The following is a 22626-nucleotide window of genomic DNA, read 5'->3' as shown; positions in this document are numbered from 1 at the left end:
ATTGCTCTCGGTGCACATTGCTCTCGGAGCAATCGGCGTGCGCGCCTAGCTTGCGCGCATCCTCGGCAGGCCCGGCCGGTCGCCGCTGATCACCGCCCGGCGATCGGAGACGGCGTGATGGAATTGCTCGAGCGTCAGCCCGATCACCGTGAGATCGCCTTCCTCGATCGCGCCGTCGTCGTAGCAATCGAGCGCTTCGCGCAGCAGCGCATCTGCGTCGCCCTGCATTTTCGCGAGTTCCTCCGGCGTCTCGGCGCCGCGTACCCGCGCGATCAGCGTCAGCAGACCGTCGCGATGGGTGATGTAGCGCTCGCGCTCGTCACGCTTGACGTAGTGGCGCAGCCAGGCGCCCGCCGTGCCGAGGCCGGAGACCAGCAGGACGCCGCCCCAGATGTAGTCGGAGTATTTTTCGAGGAAGGTGCGCTCGGTGCCGTCGATATAGGCGGCCGCGCCCTGATGCGCCGGCAGTGCCGCATCCTTATCGGTGTCCGGCTTCTCGATCTTGGCGGCCGCCGGCAGATCGCGCGCGACCTGGAGTCGCTGCGTGAACAATTGCCGGTCGAGCGCGCCGACGGTCGCTTCCTCCAGCGCATGTTGCGCGATGATGAGGTGATTGACGCTGACGGTCTCGACCTTGTCTTCGGGCCGGGCCGGCGACGAGGAGAAAATGCTGCCGGCGATCTCCTCGGACTCATAGAGCGGATGCTTTTGCGCGATCGCTTCCGAGACATCGACGGGAAGGAATTTCGGTTCGCCGCGCGCGGCCGCTGTGGCCGCGATCGCCTCCGCCGTGATCTTGCTGTCGAGCGGCCCGACGGTCATGTAGGCGTCGAGCGAGGGGTCGCGCGCGAGATCGGCGACCTTGTTGACGGCGAACTGGCTGATCGTGACCTTGTCGGGGTTGACGCCGGACTCGGTCAGGATCACGCGCAGCAGCGTGACGTTGGCCTGGGTGCTGCCGACGACGCCGACCTTGTGGCCCGGGAGATCGTCGATGCTCTTGATCTTCGCGGACCGCGGCTTGCCTTTGCCGCCCGACGGCGCCCACAGCACGACGACATTCTTGCGCAGGATCGCAACCGCCTCGGCGCTCGCCGGCAGGCTGAGATCGCCGCGCACGACCGCGAGGTCGACCTTGTTCGCGGTGAACAGCGCGATGCTTTCGGCGGCGCCCTGTGTCGTGACCGGCTTCAGCCGCACCGAGTGGCCGTCACGCGCAAAGGCCTGCGCGAAGCCCTGGATGAGCTTGACGTCGTCACTGCCGGTCGGGCCGACCGCGATCTTCAACGTCACCGGACGCAGCCCGTAGAACAGCAGGCCTGCGACGACGGCAAACACGAAGATGCCGGCCGCCAGGATCAGGAGCGACGAGTTTCGCCGTTTGAGCCTGCGGCGCGTGGTGCCGGGATGTTCACTCTGCTGCTCTGACATCTGACTGTCATGTTACACGAAAAACCGGCAGTTCGCCGTGAAAAACAACCTAACATTTCGATGACGTCATACGTTTGAAACATCCATGTCAGAACGTCGTGCGAGCAGAATCAAGATTAACGATTTGGGTCTCCTGCGATGCGCATACTCGTTGCGACCGATGCCTGGCATCCGCAAGTCAACGGCGTGGTTCGGACGCTGACGTCGCTTGCGCGCAGCGCAGCGACCCTCGGCGCCGAGATCGAATTCCTCACCCCCGACGGTTTCCGTTCGGTCGGCGTGCCGACCTATCCGGGCCTGCGGATGGCACTGCCGAACCGCCGCGAGATCGCGCGCCGGATCGAGGAGGCCGCGCCCGAGGCGATCCACATCGCGACCGAAGGACCGATCGGCTGGGCGGTGCGCGGCTATTGCCAGCGCAACAAGCTCGCCTTCACCACATCATATACAACGCGCTTCCCGGAATATGTTTCGGTGCGCACCGGAATTCCCGACAGCGTCGGCTATGCCGTGCTGCGCCACTTCCACGCGTCCGGATCGATGACGATGGTCGCGACCGACTCGCTGCGCACAGAGCTTGCCGAGCGCGGCTTCCGCAAGCTCGGCTTCTGGACCCGCGGCGTCGACACCAAAATCTTCAATCCGGACCAGCCGGCGCTGCTCGATCTGCCGCGGCCGATCTTCATGACGATGGGCCGCGTCGCGGTGGAGAAGAACCTCGACGCCTTCCTGTCGCTGGACCTGCCGGGTTCCAAGGTCGTGGTCGGCGACGGTCCGCAACGGGCGGCGCTGCAACAGAAATATCCCGACGCGATTTTCCTCGGCGAGAAGAAGGGCCAGGATCTGACCTCGCACCTCGCCGCCGCCGACGTGTTCGTGTTCCCGAGCCTGACCGACACCTTCGGCGTCGTGCAGCTCGAGGCGCTGGCCTGCGGCACGCCGGTCGCGGCGTTCCCGGTCACCGGCCCGAAGGACGTCATCGCGGATCATCCGATCGGCGCGATCGACAACGATCTGCGCAGCGCCTGCCTGCGCGCGCTGAACATGTCGCGCGCCGACTGCCGCAATTTTGCGTTGGAGCGTTCCTGGGAAAACAGTGCGCGTCAGTTCATCGGCAATCTGGCCACGTTGCAGCCGAGCCGCGCGCCGCGGCCCGCCCGCCGCGTCGCCGGCCGCAGTGCGGTTCCGAATTAACGGTTCAAACGAACGAAAGACGAGAGACCTAATCTATGGCTGAAATCATCAAGCTGGGCGCTGACCGTTCCATGGACTTCGACCGCGAAACGGTCGAGCAGGCCTATGACCGCTGGGCCCCGATCTACGACCTCGTATTCGGTGGCGTGTTCAGCAAGGGCCGGCAGGCCGCGATCCAGGCCACCAACAAGATCGGCGGCCGTGTGCTCGAGGTCGGCGTCGGCACCGGCATCTCGTTGCCGCTCTATAGCCAGAATGTGCGCATCTTCGGCACTGACATCTCCGAGGCGATGCTGGAGAAGGCCAAGAAGCGGGTGACCGAGCAGGGCCTGAAGAATGTCGAGGGCCTCGCGGTGATGGACGCCGAGAAGCTTGAATTCCCCGACGATTCGTTCGACGTGGTGATGGCGCAGTACGTGCTGTCGGCGGTGCCGAACCCGGAAGCCGCGCTCGACGAATTCGCCCGCGTGGTGCGTCCGGGCGGCGAATTGATCATCCTGACCCGCGTCAGCGCCGATGCCGGCGTGCGCCGCTTTATCGAGCAGAAGCTGCAGCCGGTGGTGCGCCCGCTCGGGTTCCGGACCGCCGAATTCGCCTGGTCGCGCTACACCAAGTGGCTGGCCGGCGCGCGCGGCATGGAGCTCGCGGAGCGCCGCCTGATCCCGCCGCTCGGCCATTTCTCGCTGGTCCGCTTCCGCAAGGCGGACGTCGCCAAGGCGGCTTAAACAGGCCGCCTGAGGCGGCCTGGCCAAGGCGGCCCAAAAGCCGCCGGTCCTCCCGGGTGAGGTGGCGCACAGCGCGCCCCAAGCCAGGAGGCTAAGATCTCCTCGGCCTTATCCCGCAAATCTCGCCGGGATGAGGCAGGATCCTTCTCCGGTTGCGTCAAGGCGTCGCTCCGCATTGTCATATGTCATTATGATGATGTCACACGCGATACATCGAATCCCTGTAAATCCTGTCCCGAAAGATGTTGGGGGAACCAATGATCAAGAATTTTCTGCAAGAGCTGCGTACCCAGCGCTGGGATGACCATCGCTTCTACCACCACAGCCGGATCAACCAGAGCCTGCACTTCGTCAGCGCGCTGAGCTTCCTGTTCGCCTATGTGATGCTGTTCTTCGATCCGGTCGTGTCGGCGCTGGTCGGCTGGCTGGTCTCGATGACCTCGCGCCAGGCCGGTCACTTCTTCTTCGAGCCGAAGGGGTATGACCACGTCAACCAGGCGACCCACGAGCACAAGGAAGACATCAAGGTCGGCTACAATTTGCAGCGCAAGGTCGTGCTGATGGCGATCTGGGCGCTGTCGCCGATGGTGCTGTACTTCGATCCGACCCTGTTCGGCCTGTTCAAGCCCTGGGTCACGATGGGCGACTTCACCCGTCAGGTTGCCAAGGTCTGGCTCGTGGTCGGCATCGGCGGCCTCCTGTTCCGCACGATCCATTTGTTCTTCATCCGCGACGTCGAGACCGGCCTCGTCTGGATGACCAAGATCGTCACCGACCCCTTCCACGACCTGAAGCTCTATCACAAGGCGCCGCTGTTCCTGATGAAGGGCGAGCTGATCGATCCGGGTCTCGAGAAGCACGTCAGGCACGCCTGATCGCTGCTCCCAACGTCTTTGAACTGCGTCATGCCCGGGCTCGTCCCGGGCATCTACGTCTCTGGGGTTCCTGTGAACAGACTCGGCCGAGCTATTTGCAACGACGGGACTGCGCTCCCTCTCCCGCTTGCGGGGGAGGGGTGGGGTGGGGGTGTCGCCGCTTGCGATAATTTTCGTGAGGACAGAGCCCCCACCCGGATCGCATCGTTCGATGCGATCCGACCTCCCCCGCAAGCGGGAGAGGTGACGGAAGGCCGTGGATGCGTCAGGGCCGACGAGGGCTCAGCGCCCGAACCTCACGGCGACCATCTCTTTCAGGATCTGCCGCTTGATGTTCTTGTTGGTGAGGCCTTCCTGGTGCCACCACCAGCCGTCGCGCTTCATCTTCTCGGCTGCCGCGACGAAGCGGTCGGCGACCTCGGCGAAATCAGCGTCGGTGTAGTTCAGGCTGAAGATCAGCCGGCCGGTGCCGACCCAGCTCAGCGCCAGTCCTTCGGCCCGCAGATAGTATTGCAGCATCCAGTTGTAGCGGGACGGCTCGGTGTAGGAGACGGTCCAGATCGACGAGATGTTGCCGACGCGAACCGGCAGGTCTTGCGCTTTGAGCCGGTCGTTGAGCGCCTCGGCGCGGCCGTTCCAGGTCTCCTCGAGCCCGTTGTAGATCGAACGGAAGTTCGGGCTGGCGAGCCGGCTCAGGAACTCGTCCATCGCCGTCATCACGTAGGGATGCGAGTTGAAGGTGCCGCGCGCGAAGCAGATATCGGCCGGCCGGTCGTCGCGGAAGCGGCGCATCAGGTCCTTGCGGCCGCACACCACGCCGACGGGAAGCCCGCCGGCCAGGCTCTTGCCGTAGGTCGCCATGTCGGCCTTGACGCCGAAATATTCCTGGGCGCCGCCGGCGGCGAGGCGGAAACCGACGAATACCTCGTCGAAGATCAAGACGATGCCGCGCTCGGTGCAGACCTCGCGCAGCTGCTTCAGCCATTCGGTGTAGGCGGCGCGGTCGTACCTCGAGGAACGCGACGAATCGACCAGCGCGGAATCGCCGGGTGCGTTGCCGTTCGGATGCAGCGCCTGCAGCGGATTGACCAGCACGCAGGCGATGTCCTTGCGGGTGCGCAGCACGTGCAGCGTCTTCTCCGACATTTCGGCGAGCGTGAAGGTCTCGTGCGGCGACACCGGATTGCCGACGCCGGGCTGCACCTCGCCCCACCAGCCGTGATAGGCGCCGGCGAAACGGACCAGATGGGTCCGCTTGGTGTGGTAGCGCGCGAGCCGCACCGCCTGCATCACGGCCTCGGTGCCGGACATGTGGAACGAGACCTCGTCGAGGCCGGAGATCTCGCAGAGGCGCTTGACGTTGTCGGCGATGATCGGGTGGTAGGGGCCGAGCACGGGGCCGAGCGCGTGGGCGCGCTTCTCACCCTCGGTGATGCACTCCTTGTAGAAGTCGTTGCCGAAGATGTTGACGCCGTAGGAGCCGGTCAGGTCGTAGGACACATTGCCGTCGACGTCGGTGACGGTAACGCCGCTGGACGCCTCGACGAAGGCCGAGGTGCCGAGATGCTCGCGCACCAAGCGGCTGTACTGGAACGGCACGCGGTAGGTTTCGGTGAACTGCAGGTCGGAGATCCGCTCCGTCACCTCGGCGGTCAGCGCGCGGCCCTTGGGGTAGCGATCCGCGTAGAGGCCGGCGAGGCGGAAGAAGCCGTCCTGCCGTTGCATCGCGACGTCCTTCGGTGCTCCGTCGGAGCGGAAGAACTCGTCGATGTCGAATTCGTAGTGCGGCACCATGCGCGCCACCATCTTGGACATCTTGGAGTGTCCGGTCAGCGAGCGGTGCTTGGCCCGCGACAGCGCGAGGCGGGCCTGAATTTTGGGGAAAGCTGCGGCGGCGCCGGCAAGCGCGGCGGCGGACAGCGAGAGAATCGGAAGGGATGTTTCCATGACAGAAGCGCTAGCCTCGGCACCTAACAAATTCATGACAGTCAAGGGCCTGATCTCGGCATTCACCCAGCAGGAAGACCTCAATTTCCTGCTAACCAACCGGATTCCGCGGGCGGCGATCACCCGCTTCATGGGCTGGTTCTCCAAGGTCGAGAACCCCCTGGTGCGCGACGCCTCGATCGCCTGCTGGAAGCTGTTCTCCGACCTCGATCTGTCCGAGGCGAAGAAGACCGAGTTCAAGAGTTTGCACGATTGCTTTACCCGCGAGCTCAAGCCCGGCCTGCGCCCGGCGGCGGCCGATCCCGCCATCATCGCGAGCCCGTCGGATGCGATCATCGGCGCCCATGGACGGATCGAGGATGGACAATTGTTCCAGGTCAAGGGCGCGCCGTATTCGCTGCTCGATCTGCTCGGCGATCCCGCGCTGGTGGAGCAGCACAGCAACGGCCGCTTTGTCACGCTGCGGCTGACCTCGAGCATGTATCACCGCTTCCATGCGCCCTATGATCTTGCGATCGACAAGGTCACGTTCATTCACGGCGACGTCTGGAACGTCAATCCGATCGCGCTGAAGCGGGTCGAGCGGCTGTTCTGCAAAAATGAGCGCGCGGTGCTGCGCGCGAAGCTTCCAACCGGCGAGCCGTTGACGCTGGTTCCGGTCGCCGCGATCCTGGTGGCGAGCCTCCGCCTGCATTTCCTCGACGTCACGCTGAACGCGCAGTCGCGAGGCCCGGTGAATTTCCCCTGTGACGCGCACGTGAAGAAGGGCGACGAGCTCGGCTGGTTCGAGCACGGCTCGACCATCATCGTGCTCGCGCCCGGCCATTTCGAATTCTGCGACAATGTCGCGGAGGGAACACGGATCAAATGCGGCGAGCCGCTGTTGCGGAAGCCCTCATAGCGCTTTCGAGCGAAGTGGGCACCGGTTCGCGTGAAGAAAGCGCGCCAAAATATGCACTCTGATCTCGCTTTCCCGTTCGTGCCATTCTTTGAGCACGATCTGCCCGGAAAACCGGTTTCCACTTTTCAAGATCATGCTTTAGAATAGCCGGGATCGTCGCGCGACGATCCTAAATCGCAAACCTGATGGACACGAGATGGCGCGGACGCCTGTTCTGGCGGCGGGAGGCATTGTGCTGCGGCGGGACGCTCCGCAGCGCTTCGCCGTCGTGCGCCTGCGCAAGCGCAATGAGTGGGTGCTACCGAAGGGCAAGCTCGACGATGGCGAGACGCCGCGCGACGCCGCCGAGCGCGAGGTGCTGGAGGAAACCGGCCACGACGTCGAGGTGCACGAATTCCTCGGCACGCTGGTCTATGATTCAGGCGGGCGATCGAAGGTGGTGCACTACTGGCGGATGGATGCCGGCGGCAAGCCGGTGCGCGCGTTGATGAGCGACATCAAGGAAGTCGACTGGCTGCCGCTCGATGAAGCGCTCGATCGCCTGTCGCGCGGCTATGAGCGTGCGTTTCTGGAAAATGTCGGCCCGATCGCGTTGCAGGCTGCGGCGAATGCCATGCGCGAGCGGCGCGCGCGGTTGCGGGTTGCGGCCGCGGAGCGACGGCGCAGCCGCGCGGCGATGGTGCCGCCGGTTATCGAGGAGCGCGAGGTCGCCGGCACGCTTGACGTCGCTGATATGCCCGTGCCGACGGAGATACCAGCGATCGAAGCGACGGCGCTGGCGCGGAGCGAACCCGATACGCTCGCCAGGGCGCCGGAACACCCCGTTGCAGACGCCAGCGAAGTGGTCGAGACGGCGCCTGCCGCTGAAGCGCCGCCGTCATCCGCGCGCCAGAACGAGCCGGTTGCGACGGCCGTTCAGCCCACGCCGCGCAAGAACCTGATCGATCGCGTGCGCGACTGGCTGCGCCGCGCAGCCTGATCACCGGCCAATGCTTTGACGTCGTACGGCTGGTTGCCAGCCGTCGATGTCATGCTGCAAGGCAGTGCAGTCAGCGCGGAGCTTGGGCGAACCCAATTCACCAGCCACGAGCTGGGCCGCATGAACCTCGGCCATGGCGCCGCGAATGTCGCCACGCTCGAGCTGGAGGCGGGAGATCTGAAGTCTGAGCCGCACGATCTGGACCCGCCCGTCGATGCTCGACCAGAGCTGGCGGGCGAGATGGAGATGCCGCATCGCTGCTTCGTGATCCTGCCGAGACAAAGCGAGGATCGCCTGCGCTTCGTTGGTGAGCGCGCGGATCGAGGGCATCGGCCAGCGATCCGCACTTCCGGAAAGTTCGCAGATCAATGCCTTCGCCTGGCCGCTCCGATGCGTGTGTGCTGCGACCAGCGCTAGGTGTGCGAGCAGGATTCCCCGGCGCTGCAATGTCCACCAGGACTTGCCGATCAAGCTCCTTTCGAGGCTCGCATGGGCGGCTTCCGCTTCGCCTCTTGCGAGCAGTAACATCGCGCGGCCCGGCTCCGGGCACCAGCCCATCGTGTACGCCCTGTCGTAGGCTTCGAGCGCTGCGTCGTCATTGCCGATCGCTGCAAGAATATCGCCCAGCACCCGGTTGGCATCGCCCATCGACCATGGCGCATCGCTGGTCAGGCGCGCGAGCGCATCCTGGATGCGAGCCAGCGCTTCGTCGAGCGAGCCCCTGATGCCGAGCACCTCGGAGCGATGCAGCTGGCATGAACCTGTCAGTTCCATGCCGCTGCTCGAGCAGAAATTCTGGTAGCTCCGCGTCCACTGGTCGGCCCGGGCCCAATCGCCGAACATCCGGGCTGCCCAGAGAATGTTGCAATAGAGGCTGCCGCCCATGATTGGGTCCAGATTGGTGCTGGACAGTGCGACCGCGGCGGCATGGTCCTGGTCGGCCAGCCCGCCATGCGTGTCGCCGAGGCATAGCCGATAGAAGCCGCGATAGGCCAGGCTCAGCGCTTCGATGTTGAGCGCGTCCTTGTATCTGACGGCGGTGTAGGCCGCGTCGGCCAATGCGAGTGCCTGTTCCGGCTCGCCATCGAAGGCAGCCAGTTTCGACTTCATCCACAACAGCAGGGCGGTCGTCGGAGCATCGTCGAGCATCGAGGCCCAATCTTCTGCGCGCGCGAGCCAGCCCTTTCCGATCGCGGCCTGACCGCTCTCGAAATGCAGGCCCGAGAGCGCGATGGCGTCGACCGCTGCTCCGGCAGCGTCGCCGGCCTCGCTACGCGCGGCGACTGCGCGAACCAGAACTGGAATCGCTGCCGCGGTCCTGCCGAGGCATTGCAGGGCAATTGCCCAATCGTGGAAATCTTCGGCGCTGAGCTGGCCGTCTCTGTCGGCGCTCTGAAAGAGCGTTGCCGCCTGCAGCCAGAGATGTCCGACCGCCGCACGTCGGGCGAGGCCGATTGCTCCGATTGCACCGACGGTGCCATCGACTTGCTTGTGGTCAATGCGTTCCGGCTGCCTGGAATCAACGAAGAACCGATATCCTTTGCCCGGCAGATTCCGGATCGCGCCGTCCATGCCGCCCTGGCGCAGCGCGGCGCGCAACGAACTCACCGCCCGCTGCAGCGAGTTGTCGGTGACCGTGACATCCGGCCAGACACCTTCGAGCAGCTCGTCCTTGGAGACGACCCGCTCGCGGTGGTGGACAAGGTAGACCAGCAGATCGAACACACGCGGCTGCAAAGCGACTTCCTGCCGCGCGCACAGCAGCACGCGTCCAGCTTCATCAAGCTCGAACAGTCCAAATGAGAATGCCATGTGTATGGGTCCGGGGATGCCGGAAAAGGTTCAGGCAAAGATCAGACAATGATCAGCCCGCGGTAAGGACAGTTGGCGTTGACCGCGCCTATAGCTGAGCATGGCCGCGATCACCGCAGCCTGCCGTTCAACCGTCGCAACCGAGGAGATTTCGATGGAACTCTATGTCATTCGCCGTCCGAGCGCCTGGGCAAACATGGGTGAGCTGGAACTCGCCGGCGCAACCTCCGCCAGGATCGGCGACGAGCAGATGCCGGACCGCGTCCGCTGGATCCGAAGCTATGTGGTGCATGAGGCAGATGGTCGCATTGGCACTTTCTGCATCTACGAGGCGCGTGATGGTGACTCGATCCGGGATCATGCGCGCTGCGTCGGCATGCCGGGCGAGGAATTCTACAAGGTCGCGACCACAGTGGTGGTGCGTGCTGATCCCGTCGAACCGCCCATTGCAGCCGAATGACGCCTGCGAGGCGTCGCATGGCGCATCCCGGCCCAACCATTATCCGGGGCGCCATCACACTTCGATCAAGGAAACGATTATGCCGATCTTATTCATGGAGTCCGTGTCTAATCCGGTACGAAGACATTTTTCCATTCTGCTCTTGCGTATCCGCCGGATCGTCAACCAATCGGTCGCAGGCATGCTCGCACACCGCGAGCGGCAGGCCACCCGCTTGATGCCGCGCGAGCCCGGCGACCGGCAGTCGAAGCACGCCGGCAACCGCTGCTCCCGGCCGATCATTCGAAGCGCTGTGCTCGGGCTGATGATCGCGGGCTTGTCCTCGCCCGTGTTCACGCGAGCGGAGGAGCCTGTGGTTCGGGAGCTTCATGCAGCTCCGGCGCAGCAGGCCGTTTGGTCTCAGCGCAGCAAGAGTGGCTGCAGGCATCGCTCGGATTGGAGCATGGTTGCCGCGTCTCGCATTCCGGTCCTGCTCGACCGTCGTACATAGTTCGCAGCACATTGAAGTCATTGCACCGCATGACGCCGTTTTGGCGCAACGCGCGGACTTCAGGCGAAGCCAGCGGCTTCGCCGCGAGCCGCGCGTCATTTTCAAAGGAGATGCACATGAACGTTCAGACCGAAATGCCGGCCGTCGATCTCGCCGCCGTCAAGGCACGCCAGCAAGCCACCTGGAGCTCGGGCGACTATGCGATCGTCGGCACTACGCTTCAGATCGTCGGCGAGACGCTCTGCGAGGCTGTCGACCTGCGCAGCAATCAGATGGTGCTCGACGTCGCCGCCGGCAACGGCAATGCGACGCTGGCCGCGGCGCGGCGCTTTGCCGATGTGGTCTCGACCGATTACGTCGGAGCATTGCTCGAGCGCGGCCGCGAGCGTGCCGCCGCGGAGCGTCTACCCGTCACGTTCCAGGAAGCGGACGCGGAGAGACTGCCGTTCGCCGACGCGAGCTTCGATGTCGTGCTGTCGACCTTCGGCGTCATGTTCACCGCCGACCAGCAGCAGGCTGCGAATGAATTGCGCCGTGTCTGCCGCGTCAGTGGCAAGATCGGCCTTGCGAACTGGACGCCGGAGGGATTCATCGGCCAGGTATTCAAGACCATCGGCAAATATGTGCCGCCGGCGCCGGGCGTGAAGTCTCCCGCGCTATGGGGCACCGAGGCGCATCTCGCCGCGCTGTTCGGCCCACAGGCGACGGTCGACGCCAAGCGCAAGCACTTCAATTTCCGTTACAGGTCGCGCGAGCATTTCCTCGAGATCTTCCGCACCTATTACGGTCCGGTGCTGAAAGCCTTCGGAGCGATCGATGCCGTCAAGCAGCAACTGCTCGCCGCCGACCTGTTCCGCCTGATGGACCAGTTCAATGTCGCCAAGGATGGGACGCTGGTCATCCCCAGCGAATATCTGGAGGCGGTGATCACCAGGCAGCGCTGATCTGCGGTTCGCAGTTCGGAATGCGGCGCCGGCGCTTGTCGCCGATGCCGCTTCGTTCGGTTACTGACGCTTGTTCTTGGGCGGCGGCTTCGCGGCGCGCGGCGGCGGTGCGCGCCGTTGCTGGAAGGCGGGGCGTGCCTGCACCGCGGGCCGTTGCACGCCGGGGCGGACGCCGGGTGCGGCTTGCTGGATGCCGGGCCGCGCCTGGCCCGGTGCCGGCGGCGCAGGCTGCGCCGCGCCTTGTCGCGGCACGCCCGGCTGAGCTGGCTGTCCCGGCTGGCGCACGCCGCCCGGCACCGGTGTGCGTCCGGGCTGCAAGCCGCCCGGACGTGCAGGCGATTGTTGGCCGCCGGGTGGTGTCGCGCCGCCTTGGCGCGCTGGTTGTCCCGCAGGCTGCGGTCCGGCCGGCGTCTGGACGCCGGGCGCGTGCGGCAGCGTCGTGCCGCCGGGCTGGCCGGGCAGCGCGTGCTGTGCGCCACCTTGCTCCTGTTTGCCCGGCTGCTGCTGCGAGCCTTGCCGGCCAGGTGTGCCGGGTTGCGTGCCCGGTTGCTGCGGCTGGCCCGGACGGTTCGGCTGACCGGGCTGCTGCAACTGGCCCGGACGGTTCTGCTGACCCGGCTGCTGCGGCGCATTGCGGTTCTGGCCCGGCAGGCCGTTCTGGCGCTGCGGGTTCGGCTGCACCGGCTGGCCACGATTCGGATAGGGCGCCGCCGGATTGGCCCTGCGGAAGTCGGGATTGGCGCGCCGGAAGTCACGCTGCTCGGTCACCACCTGGCGGCCCAGCGTCTGCGCGGAATGCACCGTGCGCACAAAGCCCTGGTCACGCGTCATCTGTTGCGGCGAGATCGTCAGCGGCACGGCTGCGAAGCGGGCGCCGCCGGTGCCGGGGCGAATCGCAAACCCGCTCGCCCCGCGCGTCAGCACGCCGAGCGAGGCGCCGCCGCGCTCGTTGACCTCGATCCGGCCGACATGTCCGTCGGCGTCGGGATAGAGCTTGATGCCGACATTGCTGCTGGTCGCGGTCGCGCCTTCCGGCACCTCGACAAGGCCGGTGGTGCCGCGGATGCCGAGCGTCGCGGTCGGCGTCGATATCTTCATGTCGCCGGTCTTGGCGACGGCGGCAGCGACGAACGCCGCCGTTCCCTTGGCGACGTTGAACAGCGCGCTGTTCTGCTGGCCGCCGTCCTCGTAGACATAATTGTCGATCGTGATCTTGGCGTTGGCCCGCAGGTTGAAGGTGGTGCCGTCGTTGAAGGTGATGCCGAGCGAGGAGGTCGCGGATGTGGCGACGTCGTCATTGGCGAAGATGTCGTCGCGGATCTGCAGCGGCGTCGTGGTGTTGTTGCGCGTGACGGTGGCGGTGCCGGTCAGCGTCCCGACGTTGCCGATCGGCTCGGGCGCCGTGGCCTGCGGCGCGGCAGCCGGGGCGGGCGTGGCAGGCGCTGGCGACGGTGTCGCACTCGGCGCCGGGGTGGGCGAGGGGGCGGCTGCAGGCTGCGCCTGCGCAAGCTGCATCAGGTCCGGCGCGGCATTCGCGCTTGCATGCCAACCGATGGTCACGCCGGCACCAAGCAGAAGCGCATAAAGGAAGGCGCGGCGCATCACCATCGATTCCCGGGAGGCATTGGGGATCGGCAATTGAGCCGCGTCAGGCTGAATGCCGAATGAACGGTCCTGCCTTGTTGTCATGGCGGACCCGAACGATCAAGCACCGCGCTTCCGGAAGGAGGCGCGGTGCCTGGTCGTCGTTGGGGTTTTGCTTAGCCGCGCTTGTGAGGAGTGATGTTGAGTGGCTTCGCCGGCTTGGCCGCGGGAGCATAGCTTGCAGGCTGCGCGGCGGTTGCGGGCGGCACGTAGTGGAACACCGCCTTACAGCCGTCGCTGAGCAGTGCGCGCTGTCGGACCATGCAGGTGGTGACGCGATCGACGTCGGGGATTTCCGAACTGCACAGCCGCATCGCGTCGCCGGTGCACATCTGCTGCTGCTCGTCGGTGTAAGCATAGGACGCCGAGGTCAAGAGGCCGATCGTGAACGCGGTTGCCGCCAGCAGTTTGCCGTGACGAAGCGCGGAAGCGGTGAAAGCCATGATGTCCCCCTTGTGGTGATCGCGCCGTTGCAGCGCGTCGTCGAGGCCATCAGTAGGGAGGCTTGGTTTCGGCAATTCTTCGTGCGCATGGCAAAATGGTTTCGTCGCGCGCCGGTTTGTTTCGTTAACCACACGCCGACGAGTGACGTCAGCCCTTACGGGGTCGCCGTCGCCGGAGCCCCTTCGAGCGCGAGCACGGCCTCGCGCTGGGCCTCGGGCATGGCCCGGATGCGGCGCCTGGCGGTGAAGCGGATCGCGCCAAAGCCGCCGAGGAACACCACGATCTTGCTGACGATGCCGAAGATCGGCATTACGACAGCCCATGTCGTGATCTCGCAGGTCAGCGCGACGAAGGCGTTCACGGCGGCGGAGGTGAACATCAGGGCTGCCCAGGCGTAGCCGACCATGACGGCGACGTCGGGCACGACGGTCTGTGCGATCTCGGGCAGATAGCGGTTGAGCCAGCCGGGCTTCAGCATCACGACGCCGACGATGGCGTAAATCACGCTCGGCTTGAACAGCACGAAGCGCGGGTCATTCGTGAGTAGGGTCGCGGTGCCGGCGGTGACCACCAGGAACAGGCTCAGCCATTCCATGGTGTCGATCCGCCTCCGGCGCACCATCTGGATGCCGATCTGCGTGACGCCGAAGGCGATGCCGAGGCCGACCGAAAGCGCGGTGTTGTGCGTCAGCAGGAACAGAACGAGAAAGACAAGGGTCGACGCCAGGTCGAGGGCCAGCAGCTTTGCCGCAGTGAAAAAATGCTTCATCGGCCGTCGAACTCCGCTTGCCGTGGCGCGATCCGCGCCGGTGTCGGCACAGCTAGGCAGATTGTGGGGCCGCTAGCCTATCGATTTCTGAAATCGAGGAGTGAATTCTCACCCCGACCGAGCGTTTTCCGCAGCGTCCGTGGTTTGCGCGGCCGTCGCCCGGCGCCGAAACTCGGTCGGCGTCAGCCCGGTGTCGGCCTTGAAGGCGCGGTTGAACGGCGCCAGCGACTGGAACCCGGCGTCGAGCGCAATCGTCAGCACCGGCACCTCGGTCTGGCCGGCATCGGCGAGCGCCGCCTTGGCTTCGTCGAGCCGATAGCGGTTAAGGAAGGCGTTGAAGTTGCGGTGGCCGAGCCCGTCATTGATCAGCGTCCGCAGCCGGTATTCCGGCATGCCGAGCTTGACCGCCAAGACGCCGATGGTCAGCCCTTCCTGCCGGTAGGTCCGCTCGGTCGCCATCAGATGCTTGAGGTGATTGAGCGCGGCCTGGCTGGACGGCGGCGGAGCGGCATTGGCGAGCGAACGCGCGGCGACCGGTGTGGCCTGGCCCCGTCCGCCGACGCCGGCTACCGCCGGCTGGCTCTCGGGCGGATCGAACAGCATCATCCAGATCGCGATCAGGGCGAATGCGCCAAGGGCGAGTGCGGCGCTGAGGCTGATGGAGCGGGTCGGAATAGCGGCGAGCCCGGCCGCCGCGGCGAACATCATCTGAAGACCAATGCCGATCAGCAGTGCGATCAGAATCCGGCCGCGTGCCGTCGTCACGGCGGTGCGCCATCCCTTCGGAATTTGCGCGATCCCGAGCACGGCGAAGCCGATCGTCGCCAGCGCCAGGGCGCGGCCGCACGGCCCGGCGAGATCGGGCCAGATCGTCCAGCAATTGTGGCTCACGACGCCGAGGCCTGCGACCAGGGTCCACACCGCCGCGTGCCAGGGCCGCAAGGCAAACCGCTCGTCGAACATCGCGCGCGCCCACAGCCAGAAAATCACCGGCGAGCCCATCGCAAAGGCGATGAACGGCGAACTCCAGCCGAATGATGATGCGGGAAAGAAGGGGGCGGTCGTGATCGCGTAGGCCGCGCCGGCCACGCCCATCGCGGCACCGAGATGCGCGGCGCGATGCACCGCCGCGTAGCGCAGCAGCAGCACCGCGCAAACCACCAGGAACAGCGCGACCACCGCGCCCCGGAGACCGAGTTCAAGAGCCGTCATCGCCATCGCACGCCGCCCGCAGGTTCGATTCAACCTCGACATTGCGACGCTTATAGCGCGTCCGGCGATCGACATGAAGCGACCGTCGGGCGGGTGCGAAATGTGATACACCTTTCGTCATGGCCGGGCTCGTCCCGGCCATCCACGTCTTTCTTGCATGATTGGCGTAAAGACGTGGATGCCCGGCACAAGGCCGGGCATGACGGAAAATGATTCAGATACCGAAGATTGGCGTGCTAGCCGACCCGCTTCCAAGTCTGGCCGCCGCAGAACATGCCGCCGAAGGCGCAGCCCTGCACGCGCATCGCATTCGGGCCCTTCATCGCGATCGTCGAGTCGTAGTTGCGGCCGGAGTCGGGATCGTGGATGCGGCCGCTCCACTTGCTGCCTTCGGGCTTCATGTTGATCAGGATGCGTTCGTTGCTCTTCACCGAATAGCCGCACAGATTGTCGCCGCAGGCTTCGACGCGGACATTGCCCTTGTTCTCCTCGGTGGCCCAGACGCCGATCGGTCCGGTCGGCGCCGCTGCTGGTGCTGCGGCAATCGGAGCGGCTTGCGGCGGCGGCGCAGGCTGTGCGGCGACCGGGGCAGGCGCAGCGGGTGCGGCGTCGACCGGCGCGGGAGCCGCGGTGGCAACCGTCGTCGAAGCGGCGGGAGGAGCGGGCGGCGGGACGGCGGCTGCGACCGGCGCAGCCGGCTGCGGCGCGGTGGCCTGAACCGGCGCGGGTGCAAGGGCAGGCGGTGGCGCGTTCGTCGGGGCGACATCGTCATCATCGTCGGACTTCGAGCCGAGATTCTTGCTGATGCCGCCGATCGTGCCGTTATAGCCCGGTGCGGAGATGCGGATGCAGGACAGCGCGCTGCAATTGCGTGGCGCCTCGACATGGATGCGCTGGCCGTCGATCTGGAAGGTGATGCCGGTGCCGCCGGCATGCGCCGATGTGGTGGCCATCAGCAGCGCAGCGATCGCAACGAGCTTCTTCATCTCAAGTCTCCATGGCGTTGAGCGGGGTGCAGCGATTGGTCCGGACGCTACGCGCCGCCGGCTCCCGCTTCCGTGATGTGCATCACGTTGCCAGGCAGAGCCGAATGGCTCGCCACGGTGACGGAGATCACTGCGCCATGAGCGCCGCGCTCTTAGCGTCATCGGACGTTTTGGAGGTTTCGATGAAGCGCTCCTGCCTGCTCGTCGCGCTGATGCTGTTCATGCCGCTCGCCCATGCCGGCGAGGGCATCTCGTTTTCGATTGGCGGCCACCGCGTCCATCTCGATTCGTCGCGGTGCCGCTCGCTGTCCTGCGTCTCGGTGTCGGGCGCATCCAGGCGCGACGACGGCGCTGACAACGGCCGCGCGATCAAGCCGGTGCCCGCACCTGCGGCGACGGCAGCAACCCCTGCCACGCCGGCTGCAAGCGCGCTGCCCGCGCCTGTGCCGGCAGCACCTCCCGCGCCGCCGCCGTCAGCCCCGTCGCCGCCCTGCATGATGACGCCCCAGCCGCCGCCGGTTGTCGCCGCACCGCCTCCGCCGCCGGCCGCGATGCCTGCGCGTCCGGCGCCGCCAGTGCTGCGCGTCTCGCGCGAGGCCGACGAACCCGACGACGGTCCGATCGGCGACTGGCAGACCGAAGCCAACGATCTGGTGCGCATCCGTCTCTGCGGCACGGCGCTGTGCGGCTATGCGCTCGACAGGACCACGCGCGATCTCGGTGAAGCGGTACTGATCAACATGAAGCCGAAGCAGGCCGCGCGCTGGAATGGCGGCATCACCAGCCAGGACAGCGGCACCATCCGTTACGGCACGATCGAGTTGAAGGGGGCCGACAAGCTGTGGGTCTTGTCCTGCGCGCTCGGTCGCGTCTACTGCACCGGTGCCGACTGGGTCCGCGTCTCGCGCGCACGGCACCGCGTGATCACGCAGGGGCAACTCCGGGGTGAGCCGCGCTCCTGATCGCGCAGCTGTCCAATTTGTAACCGGACGCCGTCGAACCGTTTGCCGCCTCGCGCACGACCGATAGAGGTCAACACGGTCTTCGCAAGCGATGGAGGCAAACATGAAATGCCTGAGCCTGGTCGCGCTGCTGCTCGCCGGCAGCGTCGTCGCCGCCCACGCCGACAACGACATCTACACCAACATGTCAAAGCAGAAGCGCGGCGACGACGCGCTGCATGCCGACGCTGCGGTCTGTGATTCGCAGCTCGGCGCGCCGCAGAACGGCGCGCCGACGTCACGGCAATACAAGAGCTGCATGCGCACCCGCGGCTGGCGCTTCAGCCACACCATCCGCGAGCCGCGCCGGCGCGACGATGGCTATCCCGACCCCGATAATCCAGGCCTCGTCTGCCACGATTTTACGATCGGCGGCATCACCGGATCGAGCTGTTCGAATTTCTGAGGACGAGTTGGTTCGCTCTATTACCGTCATCCTGCTCTATTACCGTCATCCTGAGGTGCGAGCTCTTGCGAGCCTCGAAGGATGCACGGCCCGGCTGGTGGCCGTCGACCCTTCGAGACGCGCGTGCCGTGCTCCTCAGGGTGACGGGGTGAGAGAAAAGCAAAAGCGCTCGGCGGGGGCGGCCGCCGGGCGCTGAACTCATGCCTAGTCGAATACTTTAGAACACGCCGAGGACGATGGCGCCGACGAAGGCGAACGCGATGTACGCGGCCACAATGCTCAGCTTGCTCAGCAGAGGACTCGCGAAATCCATTGGAACGCTCCCTTGGTTCACAACGCTGCCCGCATTAACGCAAAAGCTAGCAAGTGGTTCCTGGCCAAAAAAGTCAGCCTTGCTGCCAAGCTCGATGTTCCCGCGTGATGCCGCATTGCGATGCCTGCCTCAAACAGGCGCCGAATCAAGGCGTTGAAGCGCCCGCAAATAAATTCCGTGGCGTTGCGGGTTGCGGACCGGCCGCCGGCCCCGGATACCGTCTGTCAGGTCTCAGCAAGATTGTGGTGTTTGGAAACGCAATCATAAGGTGAATGACGATGCCGGGCACAGGATGTCGAGCCCGATGCATTCTCGATCACGACAGCGCGGTGGCGATCACCTCGCTCTGTAGTGTCGTGACGCAGAGCATTCGCGACGGTTGCTGACACAACAAGATCGATGCGATCGCAAAGATTGCCGTGCCGGGTTCCACCGCATGGTTAAAGCCGGCTGAAATCAAGCGATCGAAATGCGTTGAAGAGTCTTTAATCAAATTCGCAGAACCTCCGCGCCATGACGCGTGGAGTTCGTTTGTATCTCGTCGGCTCCCTTGTCCTTGTGTCGCTTGCTGGTTGCGGCCGCGGTCTGTTTCAGACTGCCGAGCGCGAACCGTGGCGGGCCGAGGCCGAGGCCGCATGCCTGAAATCAGGCGCGGTCAAGGAAGGTCCGGACCTCGTCCGCATCGATCCGATTTCCGGCCCCGGTGTCTGCGGCGCCGAGTTTCCGCTCAAGGTCGCCGCGCTCGGCGAAGCCAGTGCAGCTTACGGATTTGCCGACGACAGCCTGCGTCCGCCGGCGTCGGTCGGCACCCAGCCGCGTTGGCCGATCAATCGTCAGCCGGGCCCGCCGCCAGCGCAGGCGCCGTACTCCGAACAGGCCGTCGGCCAGCCGAACTATGGCCGCCAGCCGAACGGACCGGTGTCGCTGTCGGCGCCCGGCGTCCCGCCGCAGCAGGGCGAGATCGACCTGCCGCCGGATGGCTCGCCCGATGCCGGCGGCGAGCGACCTTATTATCCGGGTCTGCCCCGCAGTCCGCAGCGCGAAGGCGCGGCCGCACCCTATTCACCTGCGCCGTATTCGCAGCAGCCGCCAGGCGCGGCACCGCCGCCGCGGCTCGGCCCGTCGAGCGGCAATCCGGTGATGACGGTCGGCCCGGTTGCAGTAAAGCCTGCGGCAACGCTGGCGTGTCCGATCGTCTCGGTGCTGGAGCGCTGGCTCGCCGATTCCGTGCAGCCGGCGGCGCAGCGCTGGTTCGGCGCGCGCGTCGTCGAGATCAAGCAGATCTCGGCCTATTCCTGCCGCGGCATGAACGGCAATTCGCACGCGCATATTTCCGAGCACGCCTTCGGCAATGCGCTCGATATTGCGGCCTTCACGCTCTCCGACGGCCGGCGCATCTCGGTGAAGGATGGCTGGAAGGGCCTGCCGGAGGAGCAGGGTTTTCTGCGCGATGTCCAGGCCGCCGCCTGCCAGCAATTCACCACGGTGCTGGCGCCGGGTTCCAACGTCTATCACTACGACCACATCCATGTGGATCTGATGCGCCGGGCCAGCCGGCGCCTGATCTGCCAGCCCGCTGCCGTCTCCGGCGAAGAGGTCGCGGCGCGTGCCGGCGGCCGTAGCCCCTATGCAGCGCGCGAACCTTATGTCACAGGATCGCTTGGCGGCAGAAAGCCGGCTCCGCGGGGTAAAGCGGGGGTCAACGAAGAAGACGAATTCGCCGACGAATAGGACGCGTCTGATACCCGTATTTTTACTGGGGATGCCGTGCAAACGGTAGCCACTATTTGCTGCATATGCTCGCGGAGCCGGGCGCACCCGGCTGATTTCTGGGGGATAGCTTTGCAAGACGTGCCGATCATTCTCGTCATCGAAGACGATCGTGATCTTCAGATGATGGTAGAGGACGCCCTGAGGGACGGCGGCTATGAGCCGGCGATCGCAGGCTCGGGTGAGGAAGCTCTGACGCTGCTGAAAGCGTTCCGAACCAAATACAGTGCGCTGGTGACCGACATTCGCCTGCTTGGCCGGCTCGACGGCTGGCGCGTGGCGCGCGGCGCCCGCGAGATCGATCCATCTTTTCCGGTGCTCTACATCACCGGCGGCGGCGGCGACGAGTGGCCGACCCGCGGTGTGCCGGACAGCGTGCTCCTCAACAAGCCGTTCTCGCCCGACGAGCTGGTCGCGGCCGTGACGAAGCTGCTCAAGAACGGCGCGCCGGCCTGACGGCGGTTCGGAGCGGTCTGCCGCGCCCGGTGGGCTGTTCGCGGCAGGCGCCTATTCCGTCTTTATAAGATCTCGTCGCGGGTCTTCTCGAATTCCTACGCCCTCGCGCTCATCTTCGCCGCACCAGCCGGAGGACGAAGATGACGACCTATCGCGCCTATATCGTCGGACCGCACAGCCGATCCATCGGCGTGGTCAACATGGATTGCAGCGACGACGATGCGGCCGTCACATCGGCCAGCCGTCTTGTCGACCGCCATGATGTCGAGCTGTGGCAGATGGACCGGCCGGTCGCCAGGTTCGACGCCTGTTCGAAGCAGGTGTTCCGGAAGTAAGGCGACACTGCGCGGCAGACCAGCGCGCAGAATCACAAGCGAGCGGCCGGTCTCGATGCGTCGAAGCAGTCGTTCAACTGAACGTCTCAGCCGCGAGCACGCGAGCTGTTTCCGGAAACGACGACCGCCCGGACCACAAGTGCGATGCGTTGGTTGCGCGCGCCGGGCCTAACTCGGCCTGAACGTTCGAGTGCAGCGAGCCCATGGAGGGCTGCCCAAAAAGTCTCGGTCACATCAGCTACGTCGACGCAAAACGGCGCGACGACCGCCGCGAGTGCTTCGAAACCGGCCCGCAGTTCGGGTCTGGTGCCGGCTTCGGCGAACCGCAAATCCGTTGGCAGGACAAACATGGCGTAGTAGAGCGCGGGACGATCCAGCGCAAAGGCGAGATAGGCCAGGGCGACATTCTTGAGGGCGTTTCGTCCTGTCGATCCGCTCGCTGCTTCGCGAAGAGCGACCGCGAGTTCCTTGAAGCCCTCGACTGCAACTGCCGCAACAATCGCATCCCGGTTCTTGAAATGTGAGTAGAGGACGGGCTGGCTATATTCGATCTCATCGGCGAGGCGGCGGATTGTAACGCCATCCCATCCCTCGCGCTCTGCGATCGCCCGCGCTGCCGCGACAATGCGATGCTCGCGCTCGGCACGCTCCCTGCCTTTCCGCTCAGCGGTACCCAATTGTCGATCTCCCGGACCGGGAAGGTCCAAATACATCAATATCATACCGGTGCTCAAAATTCTAGCGTTGCTATATATAGCATTGCTAGATATTGTTACAAGGCTAGACGAGGACGGTGTGATGCATTGGCTTGCGCTCGGAACGGGATTGCTCCTGGCCCTGGGAATTATCGCGATCGGCACCCTCTATCTCGCGAGCCCGACAACCGCGACACGCAGTTTCTGGCTGCCTCCTCCTGAGACTGGCACCAACATCGCCTGGTGGCTTCGCCTCAAGGGGGTGCGCGACATTGCCGCGGGATTGGCCGTATTGGCGTTCATGGTGTTCGGCGCGCCGCGCGAGGTCGGCATCCTCCTGCTGGTTGAAGCCATCATCCCCGTCGGCGACATGCTGCTCATACTCGCTGCGAAAGGCTCAACCAAAAGCGCCTTCGGCATGCACGGTCTCACGGCGGTGATCATGGTCCTTGCAGCGATGCCCCTGATCATTGGTGTGCTCTGAGATGATACACGCTCTTTCGATCTGGCTGCTCGCGGCCGGCCTCTTTGGCGCAGGCGTCTTCAACGCGATCAGCACGCCAGCGATCCAAGGCGATTTCGCGCGGTGGGGCTACCCGCGCTGGTGGGGCATTTTGACTGGTGGACTGGAGATCATAAGTGCCGCTCTGATTGCACTTCCCGTCAGTCGGATTCCTGGCCTCGTGCTTGGGGCGGTCATCATTGCGGCCGCGGTTTTCACCGTTCTGCGCCACCGTGATTTTTCTCATCTTGTGCCGCTTGGCGTCTTCGTCGTCTTGATGGCTCTTGCCGCGACCTCGTCCTGAGCGCCGCCCGGGGTGTCGCGCCGCGCGATCC

At 65.3% G+C, this 22626-nt stretch carries 25 protein-coding genes; 15 read left to right on the top strand and 10 right to left on the bottom strand.

The window, feature by feature from the left end; translation table 11 throughout:
• Nucleotides 1-45: 45 nt before the first annotated feature.
• Complete coding sequence (locus ACE103_RS31390; RefSeq protein ID WP_375776200.1) at nt 46-1431, bottom strand: TAXI family TRAP transporter solute-binding subunit; 1386 nt, start codon at nt 1429-1431, stop codon at nt 46-48.
• Between the two features lie 138 nt (nt 1432-1569).
• Between ACE103_RS31390 and ACE103_RS31385 the strand changes: the two genes are divergently transcribed.
• The 3 genes from ACE103_RS31385 (at nt 1570) to ACE103_RS31375 (ending at nt 4225) form a co-directional block, all read left to right on the top strand.
• Nucleotides 1570-2625: a glycosyltransferase family 1 protein gene (locus ACE103_RS31385; protein ID WP_223975374.1), complete on the top strand. Its 1056-nt coding sequence runs from the start codon at nt 1570-1572 to the stop codon at nt 2623-2625.
• A 35-nt stretch (nt 2626-2660) separates the two neighbouring features.
• A complete protein-coding gene (locus tag ACE103_RS31380; protein ID WP_223975375.1) occupies nt 2661-3350 on the top strand; it encodes a methyltransferase domain-containing protein in 690 nt (229 codons plus the stop codon).
• 257 nt (nt 3351-3607) lie between these two features.
• Nucleotides 3608-4225 (top strand): hypothetical protein, encoded by a 618-nt coding sequence (locus tag ACE103_RS31375; protein WP_223975376.1) that lies wholly within the window; start codon nt 3608-3610, stop codon nt 4223-4225.
• A 282-nt stretch (nt 4226-4507) separates the two neighbouring features.
• Here ACE103_RS31375 and ACE103_RS31370 read toward each other — a convergent pair whose 3' ends face one another.
• Nucleotides 4508-6172: an aminotransferase class III-fold pyridoxal phosphate-dependent enzyme gene (locus tag ACE103_RS31370; RefSeq protein ID WP_375776199.1), complete on the bottom strand. Its 1665-nt coding sequence runs from the start codon at nt 6170-6172 to the stop codon at nt 4508-4510.
• Nucleotides 6173-6206: 34 nt separating this feature from the next.
• Here ACE103_RS31370 and asd point away from each other — a divergent pair, with 34 nt between their 5' ends.
• A complete protein-coding gene (asd, locus tag ACE103_RS31365; RefSeq protein ID WP_375781221.1) occupies nt 6207-7073 on the top strand; it encodes an archaetidylserine decarboxylase in 867 nt (288 codons plus the stop codon).
• A gap of 196 nt (nt 7074-7269) precedes the next feature.
• The gene (locus ACE103_RS31360) at nt 7270-8052 is read left to right on the top strand and encodes an NUDIX domain-containing protein (protein WP_375776198.1); all 783 of its coding nucleotides are present in this window, start codon (nt 7270-7272) and stop codon (nt 8050-8052) included.
• Here ACE103_RS31360 and ACE103_RS31355 read toward each other — a convergent pair whose 3' ends face one another.
• Entirely contained in the window at nt 8053-9777 is a 1725-nt protein-coding gene (locus ACE103_RS31355) for a winged helix-turn-helix domain-containing protein (protein ID WP_375776197.1), read from the bottom strand.
• 241 nt (nt 9778-10018) lie between these two features.
• Between ACE103_RS31355 and ACE103_RS31350 the strand changes: the two genes are divergently transcribed.
• The 3 genes from ACE103_RS31350 to ACE103_RS31340 all read left to right on the top strand — a co-directional run bounded on the left by ACE103_RS31350 (nt 10019) and on the right by ACE103_RS31340 (nt 11758).
• The gene (locus ACE103_RS31350) at nt 10019-10324 is read left to right on the top strand and encodes a nickel-binding protein (RefSeq protein WP_375776196.1); all 306 of its coding nucleotides are present in this window, start codon (nt 10019-10021) and stop codon (nt 10322-10324) included.
• 79 nt (nt 10325-10403) lie between these two features.
• Nucleotides 10404-10814, top strand: coding sequence for a hypothetical protein (locus tag ACE103_RS31345; RefSeq protein WP_375776195.1), 411 nt, complete (start codon nt 10404-10406; stop codon nt 10812-10814).
• Nucleotides 10815-10930: 116 nt separating this feature from the next.
• Nucleotides 10931-11758, top strand: coding sequence for a class I SAM-dependent methyltransferase (locus ACE103_RS31340; RefSeq protein ID WP_375776194.1), 828 nt, complete (start codon nt 10931-10933; stop codon nt 11756-11758).
• A gap of 60 nt (nt 11759-11818) precedes the next feature.
• On the opposite strand, the gene ACE103_RS31335 is transcribed toward ACE103_RS31340, so the two are convergent.
• The 5 genes from ACE103_RS31335 to ACE103_RS31315 form a co-directional block, all read right to left on the bottom strand.
• On the bottom strand, nt 11819-13447 hold the full coding sequence (locus ACE103_RS31335; RefSeq protein ID WP_375776193.1) for a FecR domain-containing protein: 1629 nt from the start codon (nt 13445-13447) through the stop codon (nt 11819-11821).
• Between the two features lie 71 nt (nt 13448-13518).
• Entirely contained in the window at nt 13519-13845 is a 327-nt protein-coding gene (locus ACE103_RS31330; RefSeq protein ID WP_375776192.1) for a hypothetical protein, read from the bottom strand.
• Nucleotides 13846-14000: 155 nt separating this feature from the next.
• Nucleotides 14001-14615, bottom strand: coding sequence for an inner membrane-spanning protein YciB (locus tag ACE103_RS31325; protein ID WP_375776191.1), 615 nt, complete (start codon nt 14613-14615; stop codon nt 14001-14003).
• A 108-nt stretch (nt 14616-14723) separates the two neighbouring features.
• Entirely contained in the window at nt 14724-15833 is a 1110-nt protein-coding gene (locus ACE103_RS31320; RefSeq protein WP_375776190.1) for a helix-turn-helix domain-containing protein, read from the bottom strand.
• A 230-nt stretch (nt 15834-16063) separates the two neighbouring features.
• Nucleotides 16064-16813: a DUF2147 domain-containing protein gene (locus tag ACE103_RS31315; RefSeq protein ID WP_375776189.1), complete on the bottom strand. Its 750-nt coding sequence runs from the start codon at nt 16811-16813 to the stop codon at nt 16064-16066.
• A gap of 182 nt (nt 16814-16995) precedes the next feature.
• On the opposite strand from ACE103_RS31315, the gene ACE103_RS31310 reads away from it, so the two are divergent.
• Together ACE103_RS31310 and ACE103_RS31305 are read left to right on the top strand one after the other, a co-directional pair.
• A complete protein-coding gene (locus tag ACE103_RS31310) occupies nt 16996-17775 on the top strand; it encodes a DUF2147 domain-containing protein (RefSeq protein ID WP_375776188.1) in 780 nt (259 codons plus the stop codon).
• 103 nt (nt 17776-17878) lie between these two features.
• Nucleotides 17879-18220 (top strand): hypothetical protein, encoded by a 342-nt coding sequence (locus tag ACE103_RS31305; protein WP_375776187.1) that lies wholly within the window; start codon nt 17879-17881, stop codon nt 18218-18220.
• A gap of 629 nt (nt 18221-18849) precedes the next feature.
• Here ACE103_RS31305 and ACE103_RS31300 read toward each other — a convergent pair.
• Nucleotides 18850-19026 (bottom strand): hypothetical protein, encoded by a 177-nt coding sequence (locus ACE103_RS31300; RefSeq protein ID WP_375776186.1) that lies wholly within the window; start codon nt 19024-19026, stop codon nt 18850-18852.
• Nucleotides 19027-19046: 20 nt separating this feature from the next.
• Between ACE103_RS31300 and ACE103_RS31295 the strand changes: the two genes are divergently transcribed.
• The 3 genes from ACE103_RS31295 (at nt 19047) to ACE103_RS31285 (ending at nt 21094) form a co-directional block, all read left to right on the top strand.
• Nucleotides 19047-20264 (top strand): extensin family protein, encoded by a 1218-nt coding sequence (locus tag ACE103_RS31295; protein ID WP_375776185.1) that lies wholly within the window; start codon nt 19047-19049, stop codon nt 20262-20264.
• A gap of 111 nt (nt 20265-20375) precedes the next feature.
• Nucleotides 20376-20759 (top strand): response regulator, encoded by a 384-nt coding sequence (locus ACE103_RS31290; protein ID WP_050403215.1) that lies wholly within the window; start codon nt 20376-20378, stop codon nt 20757-20759.
• 140 nt (nt 20760-20899) lie between these two features.
• A complete protein-coding gene (locus tag ACE103_RS31285; RefSeq protein WP_342727590.1) occupies nt 20900-21094 on the top strand; it encodes a hypothetical protein in 195 nt (64 codons plus the stop codon).
• An 86-nt stretch (nt 21095-21180) separates the two neighbouring features.
• Here ACE103_RS31285 and ACE103_RS31280 read toward each other — a convergent pair whose 3' ends face one another.
• Entirely contained in the window at nt 21181-21771 is a 591-nt protein-coding gene (locus ACE103_RS31280) for a TetR/AcrR family transcriptional regulator (RefSeq protein WP_375776184.1), read from the bottom strand.
• Nucleotides 21772-21892: 121 nt separating this feature from the next.
• On the opposite strand from ACE103_RS31280, the gene ACE103_RS31275 reads away from it, so the two are divergent.
• Complete coding sequence (locus ACE103_RS31275) at nt 21893-22273, top strand: DUF4267 domain-containing protein (protein ID WP_375776183.1); 381 nt, start codon at nt 21893-21895, stop codon at nt 22271-22273.
• Between the two features lies 1 nt (nt 22274).
• Entirely contained in the window at nt 22275-22595 is a 321-nt protein-coding gene (locus tag ACE103_RS31270; protein ID WP_375776182.1) for a DoxX family protein, read from the top strand.
• The last annotated feature ends 31 nt before the right edge of the window (nt 22596-22626 follow it).

The sequence above is a fragment of the Bradyrhizobium sp. ma5 genome (assembly GCF_042258955.1).
GTDB lineage: Bacteria > Pseudomonadota > Alphaproteobacteria > Rhizobiales > Xanthobacteraceae > Bradyrhizobium.
The sequence above is the reverse complement of the archived record's forward strand: the minus strand, read 5'-3'. Positions and strand labels throughout refer to the sequence as shown.